At 58.2% G+C, this 25,255-nt stretch carries 19 protein-coding genes; all 19 read right to left on the bottom strand.

The features are described 5' to 3' along the window. Positions 1-135: 135 nt before the first annotated feature. Positions 136-1,641 (bottom strand): TolC family protein, encoded by a 1,506-nt coding sequence (locus ACQE3D_RS19905; RefSeq protein WP_427500940.1) that lies wholly within the window; start codon positions 1,639-1,641, stop codon positions 136-138. Beyond that, positions 1,638-2,864 carry an efflux RND transporter periplasmic adaptor subunit gene (locus ACQE3D_RS19910; protein ID WP_313730753.1) on the bottom strand — a complete coding sequence of 409 codons (1,227 nt, stop codon included), beginning with the start codon at positions 2,862-2,864 and terminating at the stop codon, positions 1,638-1,640. Before ACQE3D_RS19910 ends, ACQE3D_RS19905 begins: the two co-directional genes overlap by 4 nt. Next, positions 2,851-4,044 carry a glycosyltransferase family 4 protein gene (locus ACQE3D_RS19915; RefSeq protein WP_313730752.1) on the bottom strand — a complete coding sequence of 398 codons (1,194 nt, stop codon included), beginning with the start codon at positions 4,042-4,044 and terminating at the stop codon, positions 2,851-2,853. Before ACQE3D_RS19915 ends, ACQE3D_RS19910 begins: the two co-directional genes overlap by 14 nt. A gap of 3 nt (positions 4,045-4,047) precedes the next feature. After that, positions 4,048-4,908, bottom strand: a complete 861-nt coding sequence (locus tag ACQE3D_RS19920) for a glycosyltransferase family 2 protein (RefSeq protein ID WP_064030665.1) — start codon at positions 4,906-4,908, stop codon at positions 4,048-4,050. A gap of 9 nt (positions 4,909-4,917) precedes the next feature. Beyond that, positions 4,918-6,726, bottom strand: coding sequence for an aminotransferase class I/II-fold pyridoxal phosphate-dependent enzyme (locus ACQE3D_RS19925; protein ID WP_313730751.1), 1,809 nt, complete (start codon positions 6,724-6,726; stop codon positions 4,918-4,920). 36 nt (positions 6,727-6,762) lie between these two features. Next, positions 6,763-7,884 carry a Gfo/Idh/MocA family protein gene (locus tag ACQE3D_RS19930; RefSeq protein WP_064030666.1) on the bottom strand — a complete coding sequence of 374 codons (1,122 nt, stop codon included), beginning with the start codon at positions 7,882-7,884 and terminating at the stop codon, positions 6,763-6,765. A gap of 72 nt (positions 7,885-7,956) precedes the next feature. Further along, on the bottom strand, positions 7,957-9,249 hold the full coding sequence (locus ACQE3D_RS19935; RefSeq protein WP_313730748.1) for a hypothetical protein: 1,293 nt from the start codon (positions 9,247-9,249) through the stop codon (positions 7,957-7,959). Positions 9,250-9,378: 129 nt separating this feature from the next. Further along, positions 9,379-9,984, bottom strand: a complete 606-nt coding sequence (locus tag ACQE3D_RS19940; RefSeq protein WP_064030668.1) for a nitrogen fixation protein NifQ — start codon at positions 9,982-9,984, stop codon at positions 9,379-9,381. A 29-nt stretch (positions 9,985-10,013) separates the two neighbouring features. After that, a complete protein-coding gene (locus tag ACQE3D_RS19945) occupies positions 10,014-10,364 on the bottom strand; it encodes a 2Fe-2S iron-sulfur cluster-binding protein (protein ID WP_064030669.1) in 351 nt (116 codons plus the stop codon). Positions 10,365-10,385: 21 nt separating this feature from the next. Then, positions 10,386-10,673, bottom strand: a complete 288-nt coding sequence (locus ACQE3D_RS19950; protein ID WP_064030670.1) for a 2Fe-2S iron-sulfur cluster-binding protein — start codon at positions 10,671-10,673, stop codon at positions 10,386-10,388. A gap of 259 nt (positions 10,674-10,932) precedes the next feature. Beyond that, positions 10,933-12,213 carry an FprA family A-type flavoprotein gene (locus ACQE3D_RS19955; RefSeq protein WP_064030735.1) on the bottom strand — a complete coding sequence of 427 codons (1,281 nt, stop codon included), beginning with the start codon at positions 12,211-12,213 and terminating at the stop codon, positions 10,933-10,935. Continuing rightward, a complete protein-coding gene (locus ACQE3D_RS19960) occupies positions 12,210-12,632 on the bottom strand; it encodes an ArsC/Spx/MgsR family protein (RefSeq protein ID WP_313730746.1) in 423 nt (140 codons plus the stop codon). Before ACQE3D_RS19960 ends, ACQE3D_RS19955 begins: the two co-directional genes overlap by 4 nt. A gap of 5 nt (positions 12,633-12,637) precedes the next feature. Then, positions 12,638-12,922: a 4Fe-4S dicluster domain-containing protein gene (locus ACQE3D_RS19965; protein ID WP_064030672.1), complete on the bottom strand. Its 285-nt coding sequence runs from the start codon at positions 12,920-12,922 to the stop codon at positions 12,638-12,640. A 91-nt stretch (positions 12,923-13,013) separates the two neighbouring features. After that, entirely contained in the window at positions 13,014-14,507 is a 1,494-nt protein-coding gene (gene nifB, locus ACQE3D_RS19970) for a nitrogenase cofactor biosynthesis protein NifB (RefSeq protein WP_064030673.1), read from the bottom strand. Positions 14,508-14,697: 190 nt separating this feature from the next. Then, positions 14,698-15,825: a response regulator gene (locus ACQE3D_RS19975; protein ID WP_313730745.1), complete on the bottom strand. Its 1,128-nt coding sequence runs from the start codon at positions 15,823-15,825 to the stop codon at positions 14,698-14,700. Positions 15,826-15,829: 4 nt separating this feature from the next. Further along, positions 15,830-19,924: a response regulator gene (locus ACQE3D_RS19980; protein ID WP_313730744.1), complete on the bottom strand. Its 4,095-nt coding sequence runs from the start codon at positions 19,922-19,924 to the stop codon at positions 15,830-15,832. Positions 19,925-20,035: 111 nt separating this feature from the next. Beyond that, a complete protein-coding gene (locus ACQE3D_RS19985; RefSeq protein WP_168032641.1) occupies positions 20,036-20,398 on the bottom strand; it encodes a DUF4186 domain-containing protein in 363 nt (120 codons plus the stop codon). Between the two features lie 7 nt (positions 20,399-20,405). Further along, positions 20,406-21,419: a dihydroorotate dehydrogenase-like protein gene (locus ACQE3D_RS19990; RefSeq protein ID WP_064030677.1), complete on the bottom strand. Its 1,014-nt coding sequence runs from the start codon at positions 21,417-21,419 to the stop codon at positions 20,406-20,408. Further along, entirely contained in the window at positions 21,412-25,047 is a 3,636-nt protein-coding gene (gene nifJ, locus ACQE3D_RS19995; protein WP_313730742.1) for a pyruvate:ferredoxin (flavodoxin) oxidoreductase, read from the bottom strand. The genes ACQE3D_RS19990 and nifJ overlap by 8 nt, the downstream gene beginning before the upstream one ends. Positions 25,048-25,255: the final 208 nt, after the last annotated feature.

The raw sequence follows: 25,255 nt of genomic DNA on the forward strand, positions 1-25,255 counted from the left end.
CTAACAAGAAAACGCAATCACGCAAGTCGGGGCGCGCGGCGGCGCTGCTTTTCTCAGCCTGTCGGCCCACTAATCAGGGCAACTTCGGCGGATCTCCTACCCGTACCGACCGCAATTCCTCCGGTATTGTCGTTGTCAACGAATGTTAGCGAGCACGTCGATGCCGTACAGATGTTTCAACTCGGCTTCCGCCACCAGATAATCGAACAATTTATCCAAGCGCTGGGTTTGGGTCGCATCCAGATTGCTTTCCAGATTCCGGTATTCCATCGGGTTCATCGTGCCAAGCTCCACACTTTTCCGGCCGGCTTCCAGTCGGCGTTCCTGAACCTTGCGCAATTTGTCCAGTAGTTCGATCTGCTCGGTCAATTTGGTTAATTTATTTTGAAATTGCCTGGATTGGCTGCGGGTATCGTCGATCGCGCCGCGCAATTGCTCGTCCAACATGGTCTTGTCGTGAGAGGCCACCTTAACGGCGGCATCGCGAGCCTCGAAATTGGGCAACTCGACTTGCACTTCCACGCCCACGGTCACCAAGTCGTTGATTTCCCTGGATTGCGAAGTACCGACCGACTTGATGTAGGGACTGTAACCGGCCCAGGTCGAGACGGTGGGTTTCCAGACATCTTCGTGCTTGTCGATTTCGACCGCTTGTTGAACTATCTGGATATTGACTTCCTGAGTTTGGAACTGCAAGGCCCGGTCGATATCGTAGGCGTGAACATCGCTCTTGCCCGGCTCCAGCGGATAGTCGTCCAATTCCACGCCGGTGGCATTCTTGATATCCAGCCAGCCCAGCAACTCGTTCATTTTGGTATCCATCGCCTCGCGGGTGTCGCCGGCGGTCAATTGCTGATTCAGCAAATTGCCTTCCTCGATCACGACGCCGACTTCGGAAGCGCGCCCCAATTCGAAATTGCGTTGTTGGGTTTTGCTCTGGTCGCTGATCGCCTCGAGTTTGCGAGTCTCGATATCCAGCTTATGTTTCTGCACCAGCGCCGCCAGATAGGCCTTATAAACCGAGAACATCACATCCTGTTCGGTACGGTTCAAACGCGCCTCGGCTAACTGTATACCCAAGCGGCTCTTGGCTGCCTCGTACTTGAATTCGGATTTGTACCACCAGGGCGCGGTCCAGCGCAGACTCATATAGGTGCGTTCCGAATTGGAACGGATCGAGGTGGGATTGGCCGGGTCGACGTTGACCACATTTTCGATCTGGCTGGTATCGCCGAACTGATAACTTTCATTGACGGTGAATTCGACCTCGGACGCGTATTTGGCGTCCTCGGCGTCGTAGTTCAAACGCGCCGACCGCACGTCGCGACGCGCTTTAACGACCGAAGGGTTGTGGCACAACGCCATTTTGATCGCGCCCGGCAAGCTCAAGCGACCGACCGACTGGCGCGGTATGCCTTCGCAAAATGCGGGCGCGGCGACTTCGCCGCTGTCGGCTTCCGCATCGTCGCCATACGGCCAAGCCTGAGCCGAGGGCATGCCGGCGCAGGTCATCGCCGCACCGATCAGCCAAGCCCGAATCCAGTCGCGGCTTCTGGCTCCGGTTTTGTCTAGACGTCTATCACCGATCTCCGCCCCGTTCGAGGCTTCGACACTCATCTTCGCCGATTTTCTATTCATCATTCTTCAAATTTGACTTTATCGCCGGATTGCAAACCAACTTGTCCGCTCAATACCACGCGCTCCCGCTCGCCGAGCCCGGACGAAATCGCTACCATGCCATCCATGCTGGCGCTGTAGGTGACCTGCTTCAATTCCAAACGCCGCTCGGCATTGACCGTCATGACGACGCCGCGCTGTCCGGAATAATTCAGCAAGGCTTTTTCCGGTATCGCTAGGGCCTGAAACGGATAATCGAAGCGGCAATAGCCGTTCATACCACGCGCCAGCGGTATCGATTCGGTCGGCACCCCCTCCAATTCCAACCAAACGTTGAACGTATAGGGGACTGTCGCGTCGGCCTTGCCGGCGACCGCGATGAAGTTGTCGATTTTAATCACCTTGGCGGCGAACGGCTTATCGGGATAGGCCTGCAAATAGACTTCCGCCCGATTGCCGGCTTGTATCGTCGAAAAATAGCGCTGATCGACCGAAGCCTTGAACATCAAGGTATCGCCCAGCGACATCAAGCCGTTCTTAGGGCCTAGGATGTTCTCGCCCGCATAGGTCGCCACCTGGACGACTTCGCCGTCGATCGGTGACAGGATGTCGGTCTTGGCGCCGCGACTGCTTTGCTTGGCGTCGCCGAAGATGTTCTTGCTGCGCGACTCGAACGATTGGCTCAAACTTTCCTGCGCCTTATTCAATTCGATTCGGGCCTGATTCATGTCCGCTTCGTACTGCGCCAAATCGGTTTGGGCGATGATGCCGCTTTTGAAGGCCTCTTTCTCCCGCAAATAATCGCGGCGGGCCTTTTCGTAGGCATTCCGTTTGTCCTCGACATCCAAACGGGCCAAACGGGTCGGACTGCCGCCGTTATCCAGACGTAGCAACAGATCGCCGACCTTGATTTTCGCGCCGCTCTCCACATACACATCGGTCACGATACTGGCGACTTCGATATTGATCGGCACCTCGTGCAAAAAGCCGATTTCACCGGCCGCCGACACGGTCTTAACCATTTCCCGCTGGCTCGGCAACGCGGTTTCGATTGGAATCTCCGCGTTCATTTTGCGCAACATGGCCGGATAACCCATCGCCGAGCTCCACAAGCGGGAATTGGGCGATTTATAGGTCGGCACGATCGCCGCGTACAGCAAGTAGGCGCCCAGCAGAATTAGGCCTACGTAAAGCCAAAACCAACCGGAAACGCCGGATAGTATCGATAGTGGTTTAGGACTTTTCACGAGTAACCGAACCATATACGTTAGACAAGGCGTCTATGATACGCCGCCAATCGAAATATGTCCTCGCGTGGGCCGCTCCGGCATTGACCAAACGCTCGGCCAATTCAGGGTTTTCGAGTACTTTCAATACCGCATCCGTCAGCGCCTTGGCGTCGCGCTGCGGCACCAGCAAGCCGGTTTCACCATCGCGAATCACGTCGGAGATGCCGCCGACATCGCAAGCCACCACCGGCGTCAAGTAAGCCAAGGCCTCGACCAACACAATGCCGAGACCCTCGGTGTCGCCCCGGCTATCGACAATGGACGGCAACACGAACACGTCGGCCTCGCGATACAATTGTTCCAATTGCTCGTTGGTCACGACGCCGTGGAAGCTGACACTGGCTTCGATGCCGAGCGTTTGGGCCAAGGCCTTCCACTCGGCCGCCTTGTCGCCGTCGCCGACGATATGCAAGCGCGCTTGGGTGTGCTTGACGATGTCCGGCCACGCATTCAGCAAATAGCCGACACCTTTGCGCTCGATTAGACGGCCGACATACAACACGTCCTTGACCGGCTTGGCGCGGTTTTTCTCGACGGGTTTGATCTCGACCGTGGCGCCGAACGGAATCACGTGTATCGATGCCACCGGAACCCCGGTCAGTGCCGCGAGCTGTCCGGCGGTATAGTTGGAATTGCAGATCAAGGCCTGGGCGTGCCTGACCGCATGGCGAATGAAATAGGCGACGAACGGAAACTTCTTGGATAGCAGCAGTTCGGCGCCGTGAAACGTCAGCACGATGGGCGTGCGATGCGCCATCGCCGCGAAATAGCCCCAGATCCCATGCGGGAACGGCCAATGGACGTGAATAACATCGTAATTGCCGCGCCGGCAAAATCCGATCGCCTGGACCAGACCGGACAGAATATAAAACCCGGCCACGAACAAATACAGCGGATTGCGAATCCGGTTGGGCGCGCCCTGAAAATGGGTCAAATTTTCGAAGCGTTTGAAAAAATAACGGAAGCGGTAAACCGGCACGCCTTGCACGCTATGGTTTTCCCGGCCTTCGTAGCTGGGCGCGAACACCTCGACCCGGTAACCGCGCTCGGTCATGTATCGGTTGCACTCGACCAAAAACGAACCGTTACGGTCCTCTTCGCCGAGCGCATACACCGAAGTCATCATGCACACTTTCATGGTTTAGCGATCTCCGGTTTTTAAAATGAATTCGACGGCGGCGCCAATGGCCAGCAATAACACGCTGGTCAACGCCAATCCGGTCGCCGCGACACCGCCGAGCACACCCTGACCGAGCAAGGCAATCGCCAGCGCCGCTACCGCGCAATAACCGAAAAACAGCAAGGGCCGATCGCCGTAAGCCAGCAATAATTTAACCGTCACCAGATCGGCGATAGCGATCGAGAAACGCTTGAGTCCAAAATTGGATCGGCCGTAACGGCGTTGATGCCACTGAGTAACCACTTCCTTAAAGCGGCAGCCGCGTTTCTGCGCCAGGATAGGCACCAAAAACCGGTGCCAATCGGAACGCAGCCGCAAATCGCTCAGCTTTTCGCGGCGAATCAACTTGATCCAGTTCATGTCGTGCAAGCGCACCCCAAACAAATACCAGTTGATCCAATTGTAAATTTTCGAAGCCAACAATTTGCCGTCGCCTCTGTCCTTCCGCCAGCCGACCACCACGTCGGTCTCGTCGTCCATCGCGCCGTACAGCACCGGGATGTCGTCTTCCGGCAAGGACTCCAGATCGGACGGCACCAGACACACGTAGCGGCCGGCGGTGTTGGGATAGGTATCGACAATCGTCGCGGTAATCCCCATCTTGTGCGGCCGGCTGACCAATTTGATCGGAACGTCGCCGGAGCGGCCGGCAAAGGCCGCCACCGCCGCGCCGGTACCGTCGGTGCTGCCGTCGTCGAAAAACACGATCTCGGCCGACACGCCCAGATTTTCGACAGCTTGCAACGCGCCGCTCAGAAAGCGTTCGACGTTACCGACCTCGTTATACGCCGAGGTGACAATGGATAATTCCGGAGCCGCCATGTCGCCGCCTTATGCCTGGAAAAAACGCTGTATCGTGGCCGCGACGTAATCGATCTGATCGCGGGTGATTTCCGGGAACATCGGCAACGACAAAATGTTGGCGGCGGCCTCCTCGGTACGCGGAAAATCGCCGGCCGAGTAGCCCAGGTAAGCCAGCGCCGGCTGCAAATGCAACGGCGTCGGATAATGCACGCCGCTGTCGATGCCGTTGGCTTTCAGAAAGGCGGACAATCCGTCCCTATCCTGGCAACGCACCACGTACAAGTGGTAAACCGGCTCGCAACCTTCCGCGACGGCCGGCAACGTTAACGGTAAACCGGCCAGCTTTTCTTGATAATGGGCGGCGGCGGCCTGCCGACTGGCGGTCCATTTCGGCAAATGCTTGAGTTTGACGTTGAGCAACGCTGCTTGCAAGGTATCCAAACGACTATTGCGGCCAACGATTTCATGCAAATATTTAGTCGAACGGCCGTGATCGCGCAGTTTGGCGATTCTGGCCGCCAATTCGGAATCGTTGGTGGTTACCGCGCCGGCATCGCCGTAGGCCCCCAAGTTTTTACCGGGATAGAACGAGAAACAACCGACATCGCCAATGCCGCCGACGGTCTGGCCGTTGATCGTCGCGCCGTGCGCCTGCGCCACGTCTTCTATAACCCGTAATCCGTGTTTTTTGGCAATCGCCAGAATTTCCGGCATCGGCGCCGGATGCCCATACAGATGCACCGGAATGATCGCCTTGGTCTTGGCGGTGATTTTGCTTTCCAACGCGGCCGGATCGATTTGATAAGTCAGCGGATCGATGTCGGCAAATACCGGGGTGGCACCGGACAAGGCGATCGCTTCGGCGGTCGCGATAAAGGTGTGCGGCGTCGTGATGACCTCGTCGCCTTGGCCTATGCCCAAGCCCATCAGGGCCAGTTCCAGCGCATCGGTACCGCTGCCGACGCCGATCGCGTAAGCGGTTTTGCAATAGCTGGCAAAACTTTGCTCGAATTCGGCGACTTCCTGACCGTTGATAAAGCGATTGTTCAAAATCACCCGATCCATCGCCAGACGGAATTCCTGTTTGTGGCGCTGATACTGGGCACCGAGATCGGCAAACGGCACGCGACGGGCGGGCGCATCGGTCGGCGCGGCTCCATCGGTTTTGTACGGACTTTGCGGCATCAACTCGTACTGGCATTTAACGCCCTCGACCTCGCCGATTTTCTTGGCCGGCACGCCGAACAAAATCGCGCCGTCCTCGGTCGATTTGGTGATCACACTGCCGGCCCCAACCAATACCCGTTCGCCGATTTCGAGATTCGGGCTGACCGTCACGGCCGCGCCCAAAATCGCGCCGCGGCGGATCACCGGTCCGTTCAGACATTCCTTGGCTTTGTCGCAAGTCGGATGCGGCACGTTAGTGGTGATGACTCTAGGCCCCAGCCAGACATCGTCCTCCAGCACGGTGTATTCGCACAAACCGGCTTGGGCCTGCAGACGCACGTTGTTGCCGATCTGGCAGTGGTGCTCGATGACGACGTTAACGCCGACCGAACAATGATCGCCGAGGTTGGTATTCTCGCGAATGAACACGTAATGACTGACATGGCAATGGCTACCCAGAGCAGCGCCGGCATAAATGATCGTGTTCGAACGAATATGGGTATCGTCGCCGATCACGGTCTCCAGTTCGCCGGGCTGATAGCCCTTGGGCGGATAACCGATGATGCAAAAATCCTCGATGACGACGTTCTTGCCGAGCTTGACGTTGGGGTGGACGATGGCAGTCGGCGCCACGCTGGCCGACGACTGCGAATTTTCTGAATTGGACATGAATTAAAAATCTCGTGGGTCGAAAAACTGAAGGGGTTACTTGCGCGGTTTACGAAGATCCTCGGCCGTGTCGCTCCGTCTGCGCATTTCCGCCCGGCCCAGTCGACTATGCGTCGGCTGAAAGCGCAACCAGACTTCGCGACTGGTCGCGGCGGACTCGTAAATCGCGCTGATCAAGCGCAACGACTTCAAGCCTTCGAGACCGTCCACCATCGCACCGCCGCCGTGATTGATCACGTGCACCACGTTGCGCAAATATTCCAAATGACCGAAGCCATAGACGTTGGGCGGATTCTGGTTGAACTCTTGCAACACCAGCTCGTCGTCGGGCGTCGGCTCTTCGAACAACCACGTCTTCATCTGGTTAACGGCGAAACCGCCGATCTCGACAGTACCGTGTTCGCCAAGGATGTTGATCGACGCCTCCAAATCTTTCGGCCGGGCCGCCGTGGTGGCTTCGATGACGCCCAGCGCGCCGTTACGGAAGCGTAGCACCGCGACGCCGGTATCCTCGACTTCGATATCCACCAGACTACGCGCGGTGTATGCGAACACCGAATCGACGTCGCCGCAAAGCCAGGTCAGTAAATCCACGTGGTGACTGGCTTGATTGGAAAACACGCCGCCGTCCCACAACCAAGTGCCGCGCCAGCCGTCCTGATCGTAATAGGCCTGATTGCGCATCCAGCGCACTCGCGCGGTGGCCATCGCAATCTTGCCGAAACGCCCGGCCTTCATCGCTTGATGCAGCTTTTGCACCGGCACGTTGTATCGATTTTGCTTGACGACGAACAGTTTGACTTGGGCACGATCGCAAGCCTCGATCATTGCCTCGGCATCGTCCAACGTTAACGCCATCGGTTTTTCGACGACCACGTGCTTTTTGTATTCAACGACTTCCAACACGTGCTGAGCATGGCAACCGGTCGGCGTCAGCACGTTGATCACATCAATCTTGTCGCCCATCGCCGCCATCATTTCGTGCAGGTCGGTGAAGTGCGGCACGCCGTATTTGCTGCCGAACAATTCCGCCCGTTCCTCGGTGACGTCGCAAACCGCCACCAATCTAGCGCCTTCCACGGGTCCCGACAGTACCTCCGCATGCCGAGAGGCAATCCGACCGCAACCCAATAACGCAAAATTCAGTGTATTTTCCATTTTCTTCCCGAATAACTCATCCCCACAGAACATAAACGCGGAATCGCCGATTCCGCACCCTAAAACTTTAGATCAACCGTGCTTAAGCGCAAATGCCATCACGCTGTCGGCCAGACGGCCCGCCTCGGCATCGTCCGCGATCACCGACCAGTAGTAAAGGCAATAGGCGACTTCGCCATAATTGATTTCCTTGACCTTGCCGAAGAAACTTTCCTGGCCCAGGCCGGTACGCGTATTGCCTTCGGCCGACACTTCGCCGCTAGTCAGAATACGCGGTTTCAACCAAGCCATACCCAAGCGCACCGCGTCGAACAACTGCTGGCGCAAACGAGCATCGTCGGAATAGGACCAGGCAATTTGCAGATTCATCAATGTGACAGCCTGGTAGCTACTATCGTGACCGCCCTTTTCGACGAATACGCCATCGCCGCGTTGAGCCGCCACCACGTCGCGCAAAAATCCGTTACCGATCGCAACCAAACTAGGATCGTCCAACAATTTGCCGTTCAACTGAAATGCCAGCCCATCAAACACCAGTCGGTTGGCGGTGTGACCATCTTGGCGCAGCATTTCATCGGTATTTTGTCTAAGCCAAGCCATCGCCTGGCGGACCTTAGGCAACAAAGCTTCCAAGCGCGCTGTATAGGCCGGCTGGCTGTTATCCTCTTTCAGTATCCACAGCATTTGCCCGTAAGCTTGCAGAAAAAAAGTGTCGGCATTGATCGCCGTGCGCGGCGATGCACCCTGGCCATTATGAAAATATCCGCTCGGATCTTGCTTGCCGAACGCAAATTCCGCGGCCCGCGCCGCTTTTTCAAACAATTCGGGATTTGCTTCCACCAAAGCCAGCGCCAATACCCAGCCGGCATCGCGCTGAGCCGCGACATCGGAAAACTCGTCGATATTCCGCCCGGCCGCCCCGCTGGCATCGATACGGCGGGGATTGCCCTTATAGGCTAGAAGTTGGCGAAACGTGGTGTTCGACGCCAGCGTTCTGATGACGGCACGTTGCGCCTTGACGGGACTAGTGGATAACGGAGAGGTCGCTACCGGCGACTGGATTGCAGCGCTTGGCGCGCCTGCGTCGCTTTGGGTGGGCTTGGGCTGTTCGAGGGTTTGAAACGTCGCGTCCAGCTCGGAGAGAGCAGCGGCTAATCCGCGCAAATCGTTGTGTTGGCGAGCTTGCTCGATGGCTTGCACCTGAGCGTCGGTCACTCCCAAATCGAACCCCCGCCGTTTTAACCCTTCGTAATGCTGCTTGAGTTCGTCATAGCGGTCGCGCAAAGCCCGCTTGTCCAACTCTTCGGCATGCCCGAGCGTCGCAATGCCAAGCAACGCCACAAGCGCCCAACGATACCAATGCATTTATCCATTCCTCCGGAAAAACTCCGCGTCCAAGCAAAAAGCACAAGTATAAGTTAAAAATGTGACAATTCCGGTAAAACCAGTATTTTAACGAAATCTTAATAGAGCGACTCTTCTCGTCGAGAGCGGTTAATCTTCCGGCCCAAAGCACTGTGGGTAGTCGTGACAAACCTCGCAGGAGGGCGCCCGACAGACATACAATCCTTCGGCCTCGCAAAGCTGCTTATATAAAAACTTTTTCCACTTCATATCCTTGCTGTTGCGCGCCACCAATTCCGGAAAATTCCGCAGTAACATATCGGACAAGTCCTTGCGCGACCATAATCCGAGATCTTGCCAAAGATGATCGCTGCCCAAGCAAGCCGAAACGATCAACGAGATCAAAATTTCCCGATCGTCGGCTTCGACGGCAAATTGCCGCAACAACACTTCCAAATCCTGTTTTTCCAGCATCCTACCGTAATCCAGCACGCTACCGGACACTGCCGTTTCCGCTAACGAATATCCGGAAAAATGCCGCGCCAGCAACTGCTTGAAATCGTCGGGCTCCAAGCCCATTCGGTCCGGCAACACGCCGTCTCCGACCGCCCAACTGGCGATAATTTGCGCCAGCCAGACGCGATTGGGCGTCGGGCTGGCACGGGCCAAAAGATCGTCGCGGATCGCCTGCCTGGACTGGTTTTTTGCCGCCAAATCGGCTTCCGCCGGCGACGCTAGGACGGGTATGCAACTCATCGACTTTCCTCCGGCCGGGGTTAACCGAGTTAGTATTCGACCCGGATGTCTTCGTCTCTGACTATCATCTGGCAGGCCAGACGCCACTCGCATGGCAAATCGTCGACGATCATTTTTTCCAACTCCTCGGCGGTTACCTTACCGACTTCTTTCAACACGGTTTTTTCCTTCTCGGTCAGCGGACCGCCCATGCGTTGATTTTTTTTGTCGATACTGGTTACCCGCACTAAACAAGTACCGCACTCTCCGTCTTCGCATTCGAAGTTAATCGGAATCTTGTTTTCCAAAGCCAGTTTCAGCACCGTCTGAGTGTGACTGCCGGCTACCGCGTAAACGGTTTTATCCCGATATTCGGGACTGGTAAAGGTCACTAAAGCCATGTCTGCCTCCTGTGAAGTGGGTTACACCGGTTTGACGGAGATTTGACCGCCCAACACTTGCGCCTGACAAGCCAGACGATTGTGTTTGCCGGCCATGTTTTCCCGCAGCACCTTATCTTCCAGCACCGATGGCTCGGTCAAATGATTCCAGCCCGAAGTCACCTTCATGATGCAGGTGCCGCAATCACCTTCTCGGCAGCCGTAGGTAATCCCAGACCCGACTTTTTCAGACACTTCGATGACTCGAGTGCCGGCCGGAACCGTGACAGTGACATTGATATCTTCGAACGTAATGGTCGCTTTGGCCATTGCTAAAACTCCTTAAGGTATTGAAAATAATCCCGAAAACCGCCTAATCTGACGAATCTTCGTTGTGGAGGCCCGATAAGGCCCCCCGATTTCCACCGCCTTTCGACGGTGGATCCACCGATGCGTCCTTGCATCGGCCCGGCCGAAACCCAGGGGCTCCGGCCGAATACTCGGTAAACCGCTTTTGCTGCTCAACAAGCGGGACAATCGGTGGCAAGACTCACACGGTCCTGTCCACGCGGCGCGCGTCGATGTTGTTTCAGGCCAAATCGGCGAAATTCACGGTGCGGTTGGCTCGGGCGCCGGTCAATTCCTGCGCCAGTTCCAAGCCAAAGGCTTTGCATTCCAAAATTTCGTCGTCGGTCGGGATCAGTTTCACCCGCAAACCGGGAATCGGCACCCGCAATTTCAAGCCGCGCAGACGGTCCTCGACCAGACGCACGCCTTCGCCGGTCCAGCCGTAGGAGCCAAACACCCCGCCCAACTTGTTTTTTAGATTGACCACGGTCAGCGAGGACAACAAATCCCAAATCGGCTTGACCGCGTCGCCGTTGATCGTCGGCGTACCCAGCACCAAGCCGTCGGCTTCTTCGATCAAATCGACGAAAGGCGCCACTTCTCCGCCCTCCAGGTCGTACAGCGATACCCGCACGTCCTCGACCTGCATCGCGCCTTGGTAAATCGCTTCCGCCATGCGCCGGGTATTCCCATAGGAACTGATGTAGAAAATCAGCAGAGTCTTCTGATTGGGGCTGAGCTCGTTATGTAGGGCCGGGCTGGACAACTGCCGGTAGCGCTGGATGTAATGCTGCGGCCGGTCGCGCAAAATCGGGCCGTGCGTGGGAGCGATCAGCGTCAGCGGCAACGGCTCGATCAGCTCCAGCGCGCGTACCACGTATTCCTTGAACGGCCGCATGATGTGCGCGTAGTAATACTCGAACGAGAACCGAAAATCGCCGACGCAATCGTTGTACAAACGCTTGTCGCAAAAATGGCAACCGAATACGTCGCCGGAAAACAAGATAGCTTCCTCGGGCGCGTAGGTGCACTGAGTATCCGGCCAGTGCAGGTAAGGTGTGTGCAAAAACTCCAGACTACGGTCGCCGAGCGAGACCGAATCGCCGGTCAACACCGGCGTAAAGCTCAACTCGTTCTGTTTCAGCAACCCCTTCAACATCGATTGCGCTTTTTGCGAGATGAACAACTGCGCTTGCGGCGCCCGCCGCATCAATTCCGGCAGAGCGCCGGTGTGATCCGGTTCCAGATGATTCAGAACGATGACCTTGATTTCCGAATAATCGGCCACGCTTTCCAGTCGAGCGAAAAAATCGCCCGCAAAACCTTCCTTCACGGTATCGATGACCGCGACACCTTCGCTGCCGCGAATGATGTAGGCGTTGTAACTGGTACCGTTGGCCGTCTTCAGAATGATGTCGAAGGTACGCAGATTGGGATCGAAAGCGCCTATCCAATGCACCCGCTCCGACAACGACACCGCTACCGGAACGCCGTCATCGTTTTCCAACTTTAGGGTGTTCATGGCTTGCACGCCTCGGCGTGGGCCTGCCTAGGACACGTCTCCAAATCCTTGCCGGACGGTATTTTCAAACCTAGCCAGCGATCGACCTGGGCTTCGTCGAAGCCGCATACCCGAGTGCCGTCGACTTCCATCAGCGGCCGGCGGATCAGCAAAGGCTGCCCAACCATCAACGCGATCGCCTGTGCTTCATCCAAACTATCCGGATCGATCAAGCCTTGCTTGACGGCCGGCGCACTACGGTTAAACCATTCGGCAACCGGCATTTCGCCAAAAAACGCCCTCAACAGGTCGGGTTGTTTGGCCCATGGATGCTGCAACAAATCATGCACGACCAACAAGTGGCCGGCCGCGTTAAGCAACTGCTTCTGCCGGGTGTTGTTCAAACAACCCGGTTTCTCGTAGAAATGGACGATGGCCATCGCCGTCAATGGGCTTGCAGTTCCGCCATCGCTTCCGCCATGCGCTCCGGCGGGATACCGGTCAGCGAACCGGGTGGGTTGATTGCGATGCCTTGCGCGTCGAGTATCGCGCCTTCGATCGGGCAAATGCTGGCGCACTGGGTATCTTTGTAATCGCCCTCGCACTCGGTGCATTTGCGCGGGTTGATTTTAAAATGCCCGGCCGATTCCGACATATAAATTGCCTTGCTGGGGCACAAAGGCTCGCAGGCGTAGCAGTTCACGCAGGTTTCAATAATTTTCAATGCCATGACGTCACCTCTTGGCGAATGTGTGCTGAATGGGCGGGTTACCCGCGTACGCAAGCCTTGCTTGCGTACGCGGCGTAAATCCGGTCCGTAGTTACGCGGTTGCGCGTTGGTCGTCTTTCACCTCGTCCAACTTGCCCGCGGCGGCCAATTCCTTGTACACCGCCATCACCGCATCCTCGATCGGCTCCATCGCGTGCTCGCCGTTAGGCACGATGCCGGCTTGCTCCAGCATGTCCCAAGGCTCGTAACCGATTTTCGAACACAGCACCACTTCGCAACCTTCCAGCGCCCGGATCGTGCGCTGCAATACGCTTTCGCCGTCGCCGCAAGTCTCGTCGCCGCTGCAATACAGATCGGTTTTGCGGTGGCTCATGAAACGCACCCCGTCAGGAGACGCTTCGTAGATCAAGAACTCTTTGGCATGGCCGAAGTGCTGGTTGATCACGCCTTGGCCGCTGGTGGCGATGGCCATCAATACCGGGCGGGTGTTCAGCTTGGGCTCGTCGGCATGGCTGGCGGCTTTTTCGGCTTTGGCGGCACGTTTGCTGTGCATTTCCTCGGCAATCGCTTCGTGGATGACCTTGCGTTTTTCCATCGCGGACTGGTAATCGATTTCCATCGCCTCGATTTTGTCCATCGTGAACTCGTCGCCGCGGTCTTCGCCCAACAGACCGACCGCGTCGGCCCGGCATTGCCGGCAGTGGCGCATCATGTTCATGTCGCCGGAGCAAGAATCCTGCAGGTCCATCAGTTCGTCTTGGGTCGGACCGCGTTGGCCCATCACGCCGTAGAAGGTGCCGTGCTCGGCTTCGGCGATCAGCGGCATCACGTTGTGCAGGAAAGCGCCCTTGGCTTTGACGATTTTGCTGACTTCAGCCAAATGCTTGTCGTTGACGCCGGGAATCATCACCGAGTTGACCTTGACCAGAATGCCTCTGGCGGTCAGCATTTCCAGGCCTTTTTGTTGCTGCTCGATCAAAATCTTCGCGCCTTTCACACCTTTGATCCGTTTGTTTTCCCAGAAAATCCACGGATAGATTTGCGCGCCGATTTCCGGATCCACGCAGTTGATCGTGATCGTGACGTGGTCGATATTGTGTTTGGACAATTCCTCGACCGATTCCGGCAAGGCCAGACCATTGGTCGAAACGCACAGCTTGATATCCGGCGCTTCGGCACTGAGGCGGCGGAAGGTTTCGAAAGTCCGTTCCGGATTGGCCAGCGGGTCGCCGGGGCCGGCGATGCCCAGCACGGTCATTTGCGGGATATTGGCCGCGACCGCCATGGTTTTCTTCACCGCCTGTTCCGGGGTCAGCAATTCCGAAACCACGCCGGGACGTGATTCGTTAGAGCAATCGTATTTGCGGTTGCAGTAATGGCACTGGATGTTACAGGCCGGCGCCACCGCCACGTGCATGCGGGCAAAGTAGTGGTGAGCGTCTTCCGAGTAACACGGATGGTTTTCCACCTTGGAGCGAATCTCGTCCGACAAATGCCCTAATTGGTCATCGGACGTACCGCAAGAGTGGGAAGAACAGCCGCCTGCGCTGGCTGCGGGAGTTTCGTTTAATACTGGCAATTCCATGATGAGTACCTCGCTTGGATGGGTTACGAAGTGAGGTAGCACAGGCTATGCCAGTTCTAAAATATCTATAAACCTATGACTTTAAATAACTTTTTTTCGACAATCCCGATTTGCCCTTGGAAAGGGTCGGCGCAATGTTTGCAACGACACAAACCCCGGAATCCATTTGTAAGAATTTTTACATTGATTTTCAAAGGGGATTTGTGGCTGGACCTTGATCGGTGTCCGCATAGCATTCGGCGATCTCCCGAATTTGGGCTTCTATCCGAAAAAACTCGGCCAGCATGTCCGGATCGAAATGACCGACATGCTGCTCGCGCATCGTCGCCAACGCCGATTCGTGGGACATCGGCGGTTTGTAGACGCGCCGGCTGATTAACGCGTCGTAAACATCGGCGATGGCCATCATCCGAGCCGGTATCGGAATGGCGTCGCCGGACAAGCCGTGGGGATAACCGGAACCGTCCCATTTTTCGTGATGACCGTAGGCGATCTGTTTGGCCGCGTCCAAAAAGCCGACCCGCATACCCAATTGTCGTTCGGCGCGTTCGATGGCCTCGCGACCGAGCGCCGGATGGGTTTTCATGATCTCGAACTCATCCGGGGTTAGCCGGCCGCGCTTCAGCAAAATCCGATCCGGAATGCCGACCTTGCCGATGTCGTGCAGCGGCGCCGATTTGCAAAAAATCGCCACATCGGCTTCGTTCAAGCGCCCGGCAAAACGCGGCTGGCTGAGCAGTGCCTCGGCCAGCGCCTTCACATAAAACTGGGTGCGCCGAATATGATTGCCGGTTTCCGGATCGCGGGTTTCCGCCAACGCGGTAACGACGTGTATCGTGGCATCCTGAATGGCCAGTACTTCCGCGATACGCCGCCGTATTTCGTTCTCCAGAAAGGCGTTTTGATCGCGCAGAAAATCGGCGGCCGCCTTCAGAGCCAAATGGTTCTTGACCCTGGCCAACACGATAGGCGGGCTGACCGGCTTGGCGATGTAATCGACCGCGCCCAGTTCCAAGCCGTATCGTTCGGCTTCTTGCTCGGTCTTCGCGGTAAGAAAGATCACCGGAATTTGGGCGGTGCGAACGTCGGCCTTCAACAGCCGGCACACTTCATATCCGTCCATTTCCGGCATCATTACGTCCAGCAAGATCAGGTCGGGCGGCCCGTCGCCGGCGGCGATCCTTAAACCGTGCGGACCGCTGCCCGCCACCTTGACCCGGTAATAAGGCTTTAACAAGCCACTGATCAACACCAGATTGTCCGGCGTATCGTCGACTACCAGCACGGTTGGGCGTATCAATCGTTCGTTGGATCGCATGGCGCTACTCCGTTTCCGCGTCGGTTTCGTTCAATAGTGCCAAGGCTTTGGCAAACTCGAAGTTGTCGACAGCTTTGCGCAGTTCGGCATACCGATGCGGAAACGCGCCGGCAAACAGCTGGGCATTTGCCGCCAGATAATCGCCGGACTCGGCATCGTCGTCGCCGAGCAGCGCCTTCAGCCGGTTTAACGCAGTCTGAAATTCGCCCGCGGCGGGCGGCGGCGGCGCCTCCACCGCCGCCTCTTCCGGCAACCAGGGTTGCAAACCCGCCGACAGCACCTGGAGTTGATCGCCGATAGCGGCCAACAGCGGAGCGAATGCGTCCAGCGCCTCGCCGCCGCGCAAACGGGATTCCAATTGCTCCGCCAGTTCCGCGACCGGCAATGCACCGATGTTGCCGGCCAAGCCTTTTAAGGTATGCGCCCGGCGCCGCGCGGTCTCGCGATCGCCGCCGGTCAAGGCCGCGCCGATCGCCTCGGCGGCGTCGGCCTGACCTTCGACGAATTTTTTCAGCATGGCCAAATAGAAGTCGGTTTCTCCCAACATGCGCCGCAAGCCGGCCGCGCTATCCAAGCCAGGCACGTTTTCCGGCACCGGCGAGCGCGCCGTCGGCTCAGGCGGCCTTCTCGGCGGCCGCACCAGCCAACGTTGTAACAAGGCCAGTAAATCGTCCGGCTCGATCGGTTTGGCAATGTGGTCGTTCATCCCCGCCGCCAGGCACTCGTCGCGGTCTTGCGACATCGCGTTGGCGGTCATCGCCAACACCGGCAAATCCACCAATTCCGGGATTTTGCGAATCTCGCGAGTGGCCTCGACGCCGTTCATGATCGGCATTTGCATGTCCATCAGCACCGCGTCGTAACTGTCGCCTTGCAATTTGGTCAGCGCTTCCGCGCCGTCGCCGGCCACATCCACCCGGTAGCCCCAGCTCTGCAACAACTCGCGGGCAATCTGCTGATTCATTTCGTTGTCTTCGACCAGCAACAGTCGCCCCGCGCAATCCGCAGTCGGCAACGGCATCGACTCAGAAACCAATTGCGGCGCGGGACCGCCAGCCAGCGCTCGAATCACGCTGTCGAACAGGGATGAAGCGTTGACCGGCTTGATCAGTACTTCGTCGATGCCGGCCACGCTCGCCCCCGCCAACACTTCCTGACGATCGTAGGCCGTCACCAGGATCAACTTGGGGCGCGGAGTCAGGCCCATGCCGAGAATGTTACCGGCTAACGCGATGCCGTCGGTCTTCGGCATCTGCCAATCCACGAAAATCAGTTCATACGGTCGGTCGACCTTGATCGCCTCGCGGATCGCGGCGACAGCGGTTTCCGCCGAATCGGCCTGATCCGCCGAAAATAACATGCCGGTCAGCAACGACACCAGCACCGAGCGGGCGTTTTCGTTGTCGTCCACGACCAGCAAACGCTTCCCGCGCAAATCCGGCCGGGCCAGCGGCTTGGATCGCTCCTTGCCCTTGCCCAACCACACCGTAAACCAGAATTCCGCGCCTCGGCCCGGCTCCGAGTCCACGCCGACTTCGCCGCCCATCAATTCGATCAGTTTTTTACAGATCGCCAATCCGAGGCCGGTACCGCCGTATTTGCGCGTCGTCGAACTATCGCCTTGCCGAAACGGTTGAAACAGCGCGTGAATTTGCTCACCTGATAGACCAATACCGGTATCCCGCACCGCGAAGCGCAGCTTGACTTCCCGCCCGCTATCCCGGTCCTTGCGTATCACGACGGAGACTTCGCCGTGTTCGGTAAATTTCACCGCATTGGAACCGAAATTGATCAACACCTGCCCCAAGCGTAGCGGATCGCCGATCAACACCATCGGCACATCTTCCGCCACGTCGCAGATCAGCTCCAAGCCTTTTTCGTCGGCCTTACCCCGCACCAGGCCGGTCACGGTGTCCAGCATCCTCTCCAGATCGAACTCGATATTTTCGACCGCTAATTTGCCGGCCTCGATCTTAGAGAAATCCAGGATGTCGTTGATGATGCCAAGCAAATGGTGGCTGGATGCCTGGATGCGCTGTAAGTAGTCGCGTTGTTGGCTGCTAAGTTCGGTTTTCAAGGCCAAATGACTCAAACCGATGATCGCATTCATCGGCGTGCGAATTTCGTGGCTCATATTCGCCAAGAAATCCGCCTTCATTTTGGCCCCGTCTTCAGCCAGCTCCTTGGCTTTGCGCAAGGCCTCCGCCGCTTCGCGTTCGATGCCGATGTCATCCACCAAAGCGACAACGCCGTTGGCGGGATCGACGCCGTCCAGCGCCCGCGCCGTCACCCGCGCCCAGAACAGACTGCCGTCGCGGCGCAGCAGTTGTTGCTCGCGCCTATAGCTGCCACCGTTCAGCATGTCTCGGTCGGCAGCCTCGCCGCCGATCCGGTCAGACTCGTCGTCGGCATACCACAAATGGGTCGAGCGGCCGTCCAATTCGCCCGGCGAGTAGCCGAAGATGCTTTCCAGTTGCCGATTGCAGCGCAAAACGATCTCGACGCGCAGCAGCGCAATGCCGGACGACGCCGAGTCGAAAATCGCCCGCTGTTCGGCGTTGGCAATTCGCAACGACTCTTCGATGTCGCGTTGCACTTGCAACTGCCGGGTCAACTGGCACTGTGCTTCGATGCGCTCGGTAATGTCGTAGAACCAGCCCAGCACGGCCTCTTCGTCCCGATACACGATCGGCATATAAGACGCCAACATCCACAAGGTGCGGCCATTGCGGGTACGGATTTCGACCTGCCTGTCCATCACGCACCGGCCTTCGGCCAATTCCGCCAAGATTTCCCGGTACTCCTCCGGGCGGGTGTAGTAGCGACCGGGATCGTCGCCGGTCGCGTCGACATTGTCGATAACCTCCCCGTAGCGCTGGTTGTAAAACACCACTTCCCGACCCTGTCGAGTCGCGATCCGCACTGCGATCGGGCTGAAATCCAGAATGTCCAGCAAGCGCTGCTGATTGGCGCGAATATCGGCTTCGTGCCGCTTACGCTCGGAAATATCGCTGAATAACACAAACCGGTACCACAAGCCGCCGCGTTCATCGATGACATCGTTGCCGTATGCCAGACAAGGCAATATTGAACCATCGGCGCGCCGCAAGCCGACCTCGCCCCGGTAACCGCCGCGTAGCACGTCGGCGTCGCCTGAAGCAATCCAATCCCGAAACGAACGACCCACGACCTCGGGGTCGGTGAGACCAAGCATGCTCAACATAGCCGGATTGGTGCCGGTGACGACCCCAGCCCGATCCAGCATCAACAAGCCCTGGCTGGTCGATGCCAAAATTGCCTGAATTCGACAGCGTTCCGAGGTAATTCGCCCGATCAGAAAAGTCACGGTCGCGCCGCCGACGATCAAGAGCGTGACAACGACCGCAACCCCAATCGCCATGCCGGCCGAGTCCACCGTCACAGCCGATTCCGCCAAGGTTTGCGCCGGCCGCCGGACAAAATTGGCCGCGGCCATCGCCACGTAATGCATACCGGAAATCGCGCCGCCCAGGCAGACTCCGCCTAGCAGGGACGGCAGCCAATTCGCGCGCGACCCCGCCCGGCGCTGCCGGCTCAGCCAGGGCTTTAACAACATCGCGGTAATCGCCAGCAACACGGCGACCAGCAACGAGGCCACGAACAAGCTACGGTCGTAGCGCAAGGCGCCATCCAATCGGACGGCCGCCATGCCGGTGAAGTGCATCACGCCGATCCCGGCCGCCAAAATCGCGCCGCCGAGGATTTTTCCCGTCGCCGAATCGCCGCTATCCGCCAACGTGCGCAACGCCGCCCCCGCCGCGACGATCCCAGGCACTAACGAAAGCAAGGTCAACCAGGGGTCGTAGCCGACCGGCACTTCCAAACGAAACGCCAACATCCCGATAAAGTGCATGGCCCAGACGCCACCACCCAACATCAACGCTCCGGCCAATAACCAAATTCGACGCCGACCGTGAGACTGGCGCGCCATGGTTTCCAATGCGCAAAACGACGCGAACACCGCGATCAGCACCGAACACGCGACCATCGCAAGATCTAAGTGCCCATGCATCAAGCCGTAAGATAAGTCGCTGGGTTCCAGGAAGAAATGTTCGAGCATCGCGTCTCCGGGCCAATGCCCTCCGCCGTTCAAAGTAGGCCGGCCGGCCACACCCCGTCAGTTTAGTCGATAACGCGCGGTTTCAGCGGATGGCTAGCGGTTCGCCCCCGCTTAAGACGGACCGAACAGATATCCCGACAACCAGCGGCCCAGCACCTCGCGAATATAAGCGCGTTCAAGCTCGGTCAAAACTCTGCCGCGCGGAATGCGATGCCATTTTTCCAGGCATGTTCGGCAACAACAGGCGGTGGCGTGCTGAGCGACGAAAACCGGGTGGCCCCGATACGGGGTTTGCTTGCCGTCGTTGACCGGTTCGGCGGCGGCCAGACGCTTGGCGACGAAATCGTCGGCATGCCGTAACACCGTGTCCAGGCCCTTGTCGCGCAGGTATTTCAAATCCTTGTCCGGCAAGCGAAATTGGGCGCGGAATCTGGCCCTCGACAAGGCCGCGAACAACTCGTCCAGGTCCCGCACGCAAAAACTAGCGCAGCACGCCGACGGCCGGCGTATAACTGTCCAGCACCTGCACATAGTTGGCGCGCTCGTAGGCACTTGGGTCTATGGCATGTTGTTGACTGACGCTACCCTTCATTTGCGCGACCGAGGTATATTCGTGCTCGCGTAGCCAGATCAGCAATTCGTCAAGCAAATCGGTCAGCCGGTCGGCACCGTGCTCCAGCAACACACTGCACAAATGCACGACGTCGGCGCCGGCCAGCAAGGCCTTGACCACATCCTCGCCGCGATGAAAGCCGCCCGTTACCGCCAGCGACAAATTGACTCGCCCGTACATTAACGCGGTCCAGCGTATCCGCAGCAAGGCTTCGGCCGGCGTGGACAATTCCAGTTTCGGCACGACTTGCAGTGTATCCAGATCGATATCCGACTGGTAAAACCGGTTGAACAGCGCAACGCCGTCCGCGCCGGCCGTCGCCAACCGCCGCACGAAATGCAGCGGCGAACTGAATTGCGGCGATAGCTTCAGCGTCAACGGAATGTCGATCTGGCTTTTCAGCTCCCGCAGTATATGCAGATAACGCTCCTCGACCGCTTCGCTGTCATCCTCGGCGTTGGCCGCCAGATGGTAGATATTCAGTTCCAGCGCGTCGGCCCCGGCCTGTTGCAACGCCACCCCGTATTCCAGCCAACCGCCCAGCGAAGTACCGTTCAGGCTGGCAATCACCGGGATGCTTAACTCGCCTTTCAACTTATGCAAGTGCTCGAGATAGCGCTCTTGATAGGTTTTGATCTGATCCGGCACCGGATGAAAGCTGTCGGCTTCGCCATATCCTAGGGCTTGGCCGTAGTAAAACCGTTCCATCTGCAATTGCTCGGCTTCGATTTTTTCCTCGAACAACGACGGCATCACGATGGCCGACGCGCCGGCATCCTGCAAGCGGCGGGCGCCGTCCAGATCCTTGGCCAGCGGCGATGCCGACGGCACCAGCGGGTGAGCCAACTTCAGGCCCAGATATTCAGTCGTCAAATCAACCATGTTGGCTCTCCGGGGCAATGTCGGCTTTGATCTGGGCCTTGGCGGCGGCCACACTGGCGGCCTGACTCCAATCCAGCGCCGCCAATTGTTGGTAATAGCGGTAGCGGTTTTTCACGTCCTGTTGTGCCTGTTGCAAGAAGGCTTCCGCATCGTCGGGATGGGTTTGCCAAAGCATGCTGAAGCGGGTTTCGCTCATCACGAAGTCGCGATACGGAATCGAAGGCTCGGCCGAATCCAGATGCATCGGATTCTTGCCTTGCTTGATCTTGGCCGGATCGAAGCGGAACAGCGGCCAATGCCCGCTCTTGACCGCCAGATTTTGCTGGCGGTGGTTGTTGGACATATCCACGCCGTGGGCGATACACGGCGCATAGGCGATGATGATGGACGGCCCGTCGTGGGCCTCGGCCTCCAGAAAAGCGCTGATGGTCTGGGTATCCTTGCCGGCGTAGGCCACATGAGCGACGTAGACGTTGCCGTAATCCATCGCCAACAGCGCCAGGTCTTTCTTCGCGGTAGCCTTGCCGCCGGCCGAAAACTTCGCGACCGCGCCAAGCGGCGTGGCCTTGGACGTCTGGCCGCCAGTGTTGGAATAGACTTCGGTATCCAGCACCAAAATATTGACGTCGCGCCCGCTGGCCAACACGTGATCCAAGCCGCCGTAACCGATGTCGTAGGCCCAGCCGTCGCCGCCGATGATCCACACGCTTTTTTTGCATAAATAGTCGGCCAGCGGCAGCAAGGCTCGGGCGGCCGGTTGGTTCAAGGACGGCAAATGCTGCTTCAATTCGCCGATGCGCTGGCGCTGCTCGTAGACACCGACTTCGTCGGACTGGTCGGCGTGCAGCAGTCCGTCCACCAATTCGCCGCCCAGCACTTCGCGCAGACTCAGCAACAACTCGGCGGCTTGTTCGGCCTGCTTGTCGATCGCCACCCGCATTCCCAGGCCGAACTCGGCGTTATCCTCGAACAGCGAGTTGCTCCAGGCCGGACCGCGGCCGTCTGCGTTTTTGGTCCAAGGCGTGGTCGGCAGATTGCCGCCGTAAATCGACGAACAACCGGTGGCATTGGCGACGATCATCCGATCGCCGAACAGTTGCGAGGCCAATTTGACATAAGGGGTTTCGCCGCAACCGACGCAAGCACCGGAAAATTCGAACAAGGGTTGCAGCACCATCGCTCCCTTGATCGTGCTGGTCTTGATCAAGCGCCGGTCGTATTCCGGCAGACCCAAAAAATAATCCCAGTTTTGGCTTTCCGGCTCGCGCAGCGGGGCCTGCGGCGCCATGTTCAGCGCCTTGCGGCTGGCGTTGGATTTGTCGCGTATCGGGCAAATATCCACGCACAAGCCGCAACCGGTGCAATCCTCAGGCGCCACTTGGTAGCTGATCGACAAGCCGGCCGGAAAGTCCTTGCCCAGCATCGCCGCATGCTTGAAGGTGGCCGGCGCGTCGGCCACCGCAGGGGTCGGAAAGATTTTGCTGCGGATTGCCGCGTGCGGGCAAACCATAGGGCACTTGCCGCACTGGGTACATAAATCGGTTTCCCAGACCGGGATCGCCAGCGCCAGATTGCGTTTTTCGTAGGCGGCGGTACCGGTCGGGAAGGTGCCGTCGGCCGGCATCGCGCTGACCGGCAACGCGTCACCGCGGCCGGCGATGATTTCGCCGGTGACCCGGCGCACGAAATCCGGCGCGTTGGCGGCGACCGGCGCCTGCAAGTCGAAGGTACTGTCGACCCGCCCCGGCAACATCACTTGGTGCAGGCCGGACAGGGTTTCGTCGATGGCCTTGAAGTTGAGTTCGACGATACGCTGACCTTTCTTGCCGTAGGTTTTTTCGACCGCATGCTTGACCGCCGCGATCGCCTGCTGTTGCGGCAAGACCCCGGAAATCGCAAAAAAGCAGGTTTGCATGATGGTATTGATGCGCTTGCCCATGCCGCATTGTTCGGCGACCGCATAGGCGTCGATCACATAAAAGCGGATGCGTTTTTCCAACATCTGCCGCTGCATCGTCGCCGGCAGGCTGTGCCAGATGCGATCGGCCGGCTCGGCGCTATTCAACAGAAACACCGCGTTGTCGGCGGCGTTAGCCAACATATCGTAACGTTCCAGGAAGATGGTTTGATGGCAACCGATGAAGCGAGCGTCGCCCCGGCCGATCAGATACGTCGAGCGAATTTGCTTGGGCCCGAAGCGCAAATGCGACACGGTGATCGCGCCGGATTTTTTCGAGTCGTACACGAAATAACCCTGGGCGTGCCAATCGGTTTCCTCGCCGATGATCTTGATCGTATTTTTGTTGGCGCTGACGGTGCCGTCGCTGCCCAGGCCGTAAAACATCGCCTGAAAGGTATCGGCATGGGCGTCGGTACGAAAATCGGCGTCCCAGTCCAAACTGGTATGGCCGACGTCGTCGAGTATGCCGATGGTAAATTGATGCTTGGGCCTTTCGCGCTTGAGTTCGTCGTAGACCGCCTTGACCATGCCCGGCGTGAATTCCTTGGAGGACAAGCCGTAACGACCGCCGACCACTCGCGGCAAAGCGGCGAATTTGCCGCTGGCGGCAAAATCCTGAACCAGCGCCGCCAGCACGTCTTTGTACAAGGGCTCGCCGTCGCTGCCCGGCTCCTTAGTCCGATCCAGCACCGCGATTCTGCGGCAACTGGCCGGTAAGGCTGCGATCAGCCTATCGGCGGCAAACGGCCGGTACAGGCGCACTTTCAGCAAGCCGACCTGTTCGCCTTGCCGGTTCAGAAAATCCAGGGTTTCCTCGGCCGCCTCGGCCCCGGAACCCAGCAGCACGATCACCCGCTCGGCTTGCGCCGAGCCGACGTAATCGAACAAGCGGTATTGGCGGCCAGTCAAACCGGCGAACCGATCCATCGCCCGCTGGGCGATCTCCGGTAGCGCCGCGTAAAACGGATTGACCGATTCGCGGCCTTGAAAATACACGTCGGGATTTTGCGCGGTGCCGCGCAGTACCGGCCGATCCGGCGTCAGCGCCCGGTTACGATGCGCGGCAACCCAGGCGTCGTCTATCATCGCCCGAATCACGTCGTCGCCGACTTCGACGATCTTCGCCACCTCGTGCGAAGTGCGGAAGCCGTCGAAGAAATGCATGAACGGAATTCGGCTTTCCAACGAGACCGCGTGAGCGATCAATGCCAAATCCTGGACTTCCTGGGGTGAGTTGGAGCACAGCATCGCGAAACCGGTCATCCGCGCCGACATCACGTCGCTATGGTCGCCGAAGATCGACAAGCCCTGGCAAGCCAACGAGCGGGCGGCGATGTGAAACACCGCCGGACTCAGTTCGCCGGCAATTTTGTACATGTTCGGCAGCATCAGCAACAGGCCTTGCGACGCGGTAAACGTCGTCGCCAGCGTACCGGCCTGCAAAGCGCCGTGTATCGCGCCGGCGGCGCCGGCCTCGCTCTGCATCTCGATGACGCGCGGCACCGTACCCCATAAATTGACCTGACCGCGCGCCGACCACTCGTCGGCCCATTCGCCCATCGCCGAGGACGGCGTAATCGGATATATGGCGATGACTTCGTTGAGTTTGTGGGCGATAGTCGCCGCGGCCTGATTTCCGTCTATCGTAAGCGTTCGAGGATTTTCCATGACACAACCTTGATGCTAAGGTGAATGGCGCCGCCCGGCGGCAGCCTCTGAATTCGCTGGCGTCCCTCTCCGATTCGCCGGCGGACTGGGTCGGGCGTAGCAAACTTTAGCGGCTGCGCGAGGCTCTCCGACCGGTAAAGTTTTCGACGCCGTGATTAACCCTACTAAGCATAGTCAAAAAATGCTTGCGCAAAATTTGGTCAATTTG

This window comes from Methylomonas sp. MS20, assembly GCF_050275925.1.
GTDB classification, from domain to species: Bacteria; Pseudomonadota; Gammaproteobacteria; order Methylococcales; family Methylomonadaceae; genus Methylomonas; species Methylomonas koyamae_A.

What these genes read in the sequence shown, in the direction of transcription:
- ACQE3D_RS19905 (WP_427500940.1), bottom strand. Translation starts at nt 1,641, where the DNA reads ATGATGAATAGAAAATCGGCGAAGATGAGTGTCGAAGCCTCGAACGGG.
- ACQE3D_RS19915 (WP_313730752.1), bottom strand. Translation starts at nt 4,044, where the DNA reads ATGAAAGTGTGCATGATGACTTCGGTGTATGCGCTCGGCGAAGAGGAC.
- ACQE3D_RS19920 (WP_064030665.1), bottom strand. Translation starts at nt 4,908, where the DNA reads ATGGCGGCTCCGGAATTATCCATTGTCACCTCGGCGTATAACGAGGTC.
- ACQE3D_RS19925 (WP_313730751.1), bottom strand. Translation starts at nt 6,726, where the DNA reads ATGTCCAATTCAGAAAATTCGCAGTCGTCGGCCAGCGTGGCGCCGACT.
- ACQE3D_RS19930 (WP_064030666.1), bottom strand. Translation starts at nt 7,884, where the DNA reads ATGGAAAATACACTGAATTTTGCGTTATTGGGTTGCGGTCGGATTGCC.
- ACQE3D_RS19935 (WP_313730748.1), bottom strand. Translation starts at nt 9,249, where the DNA reads ATGCATTGGTATCGTTGGGCGCTTGTGGCGTTGCTTGGCATTGCGACG.
- ACQE3D_RS19940 (WP_064030668.1), bottom strand. Translation starts at nt 9,984, where the DNA reads ATGAGTTGCATACCCGTCCTAGCGTCGCCGGCGGAAGCCGATTTGGCG.
- ACQE3D_RS19945 (WP_064030669.1), bottom strand. Translation starts at nt 10,364, where the DNA reads ATGGCTTTAGTGACCTTTACCAGTCCCGAATATCGGGATAAAACCGTT.
- ACQE3D_RS19950 (WP_064030670.1), bottom strand. Translation starts at nt 10,673, where the DNA reads ATGGCCAAAGCGACCATTACGTTCGAAGATATCAATGTCACTGTCACG.
- ACQE3D_RS19955 (WP_064030735.1), bottom strand. Translation starts at nt 12,213, where the DNA reads ATGAACACCCTAAAGTTGGAAAACGATGACGGCGTTCCGGTAGCGGTG.
- ACQE3D_RS19960 (WP_313730746.1), bottom strand. Translation starts at nt 12,632, where the DNA reads ATGGCCATCGTCCATTTCTACGAGAAACCGGGTTGTTTGAACAACACC.
- ACQE3D_RS19965 (WP_064030672.1), bottom strand. Translation starts at nt 12,922, where the DNA reads ATGGCATTGAAAATTATTGAAACCTGCGTGAACTGCTACGCCTGCGAG.
- nifB (WP_064030673.1), bottom strand. Translation starts at nt 14,507, where the DNA reads ATGGAATTGCCAGTATTAAACGAAACTCCCGCAGCCAGCGCAGGCGGC.
- ACQE3D_RS19975 (WP_313730745.1), bottom strand. Translation starts at nt 15,825, where the DNA reads ATGCGATCCAACGAACGATTGATACGCCCAACCGTGCTGGTAGTCGAC.
- ACQE3D_RS19980 (WP_313730744.1), bottom strand. Translation starts at nt 19,924, where the DNA reads ATGCTCGAACATTTCTTCCTGGAACCCAGCGACTTATCTTACGGCTTG.
- ACQE3D_RS19990 (WP_064030677.1), bottom strand. Translation starts at nt 21,419, where the DNA reads ATGGTTGATTTGACGACTGAATATCTGGGCCTGAAGTTGGCTCACCCG.
- nifJ (WP_313730742.1), bottom strand. Translation starts at nt 25,047, where the DNA reads ATGGAAAATCCTCGAACGCTTACGATAGACGGAAATCAGGCCGCGGCG.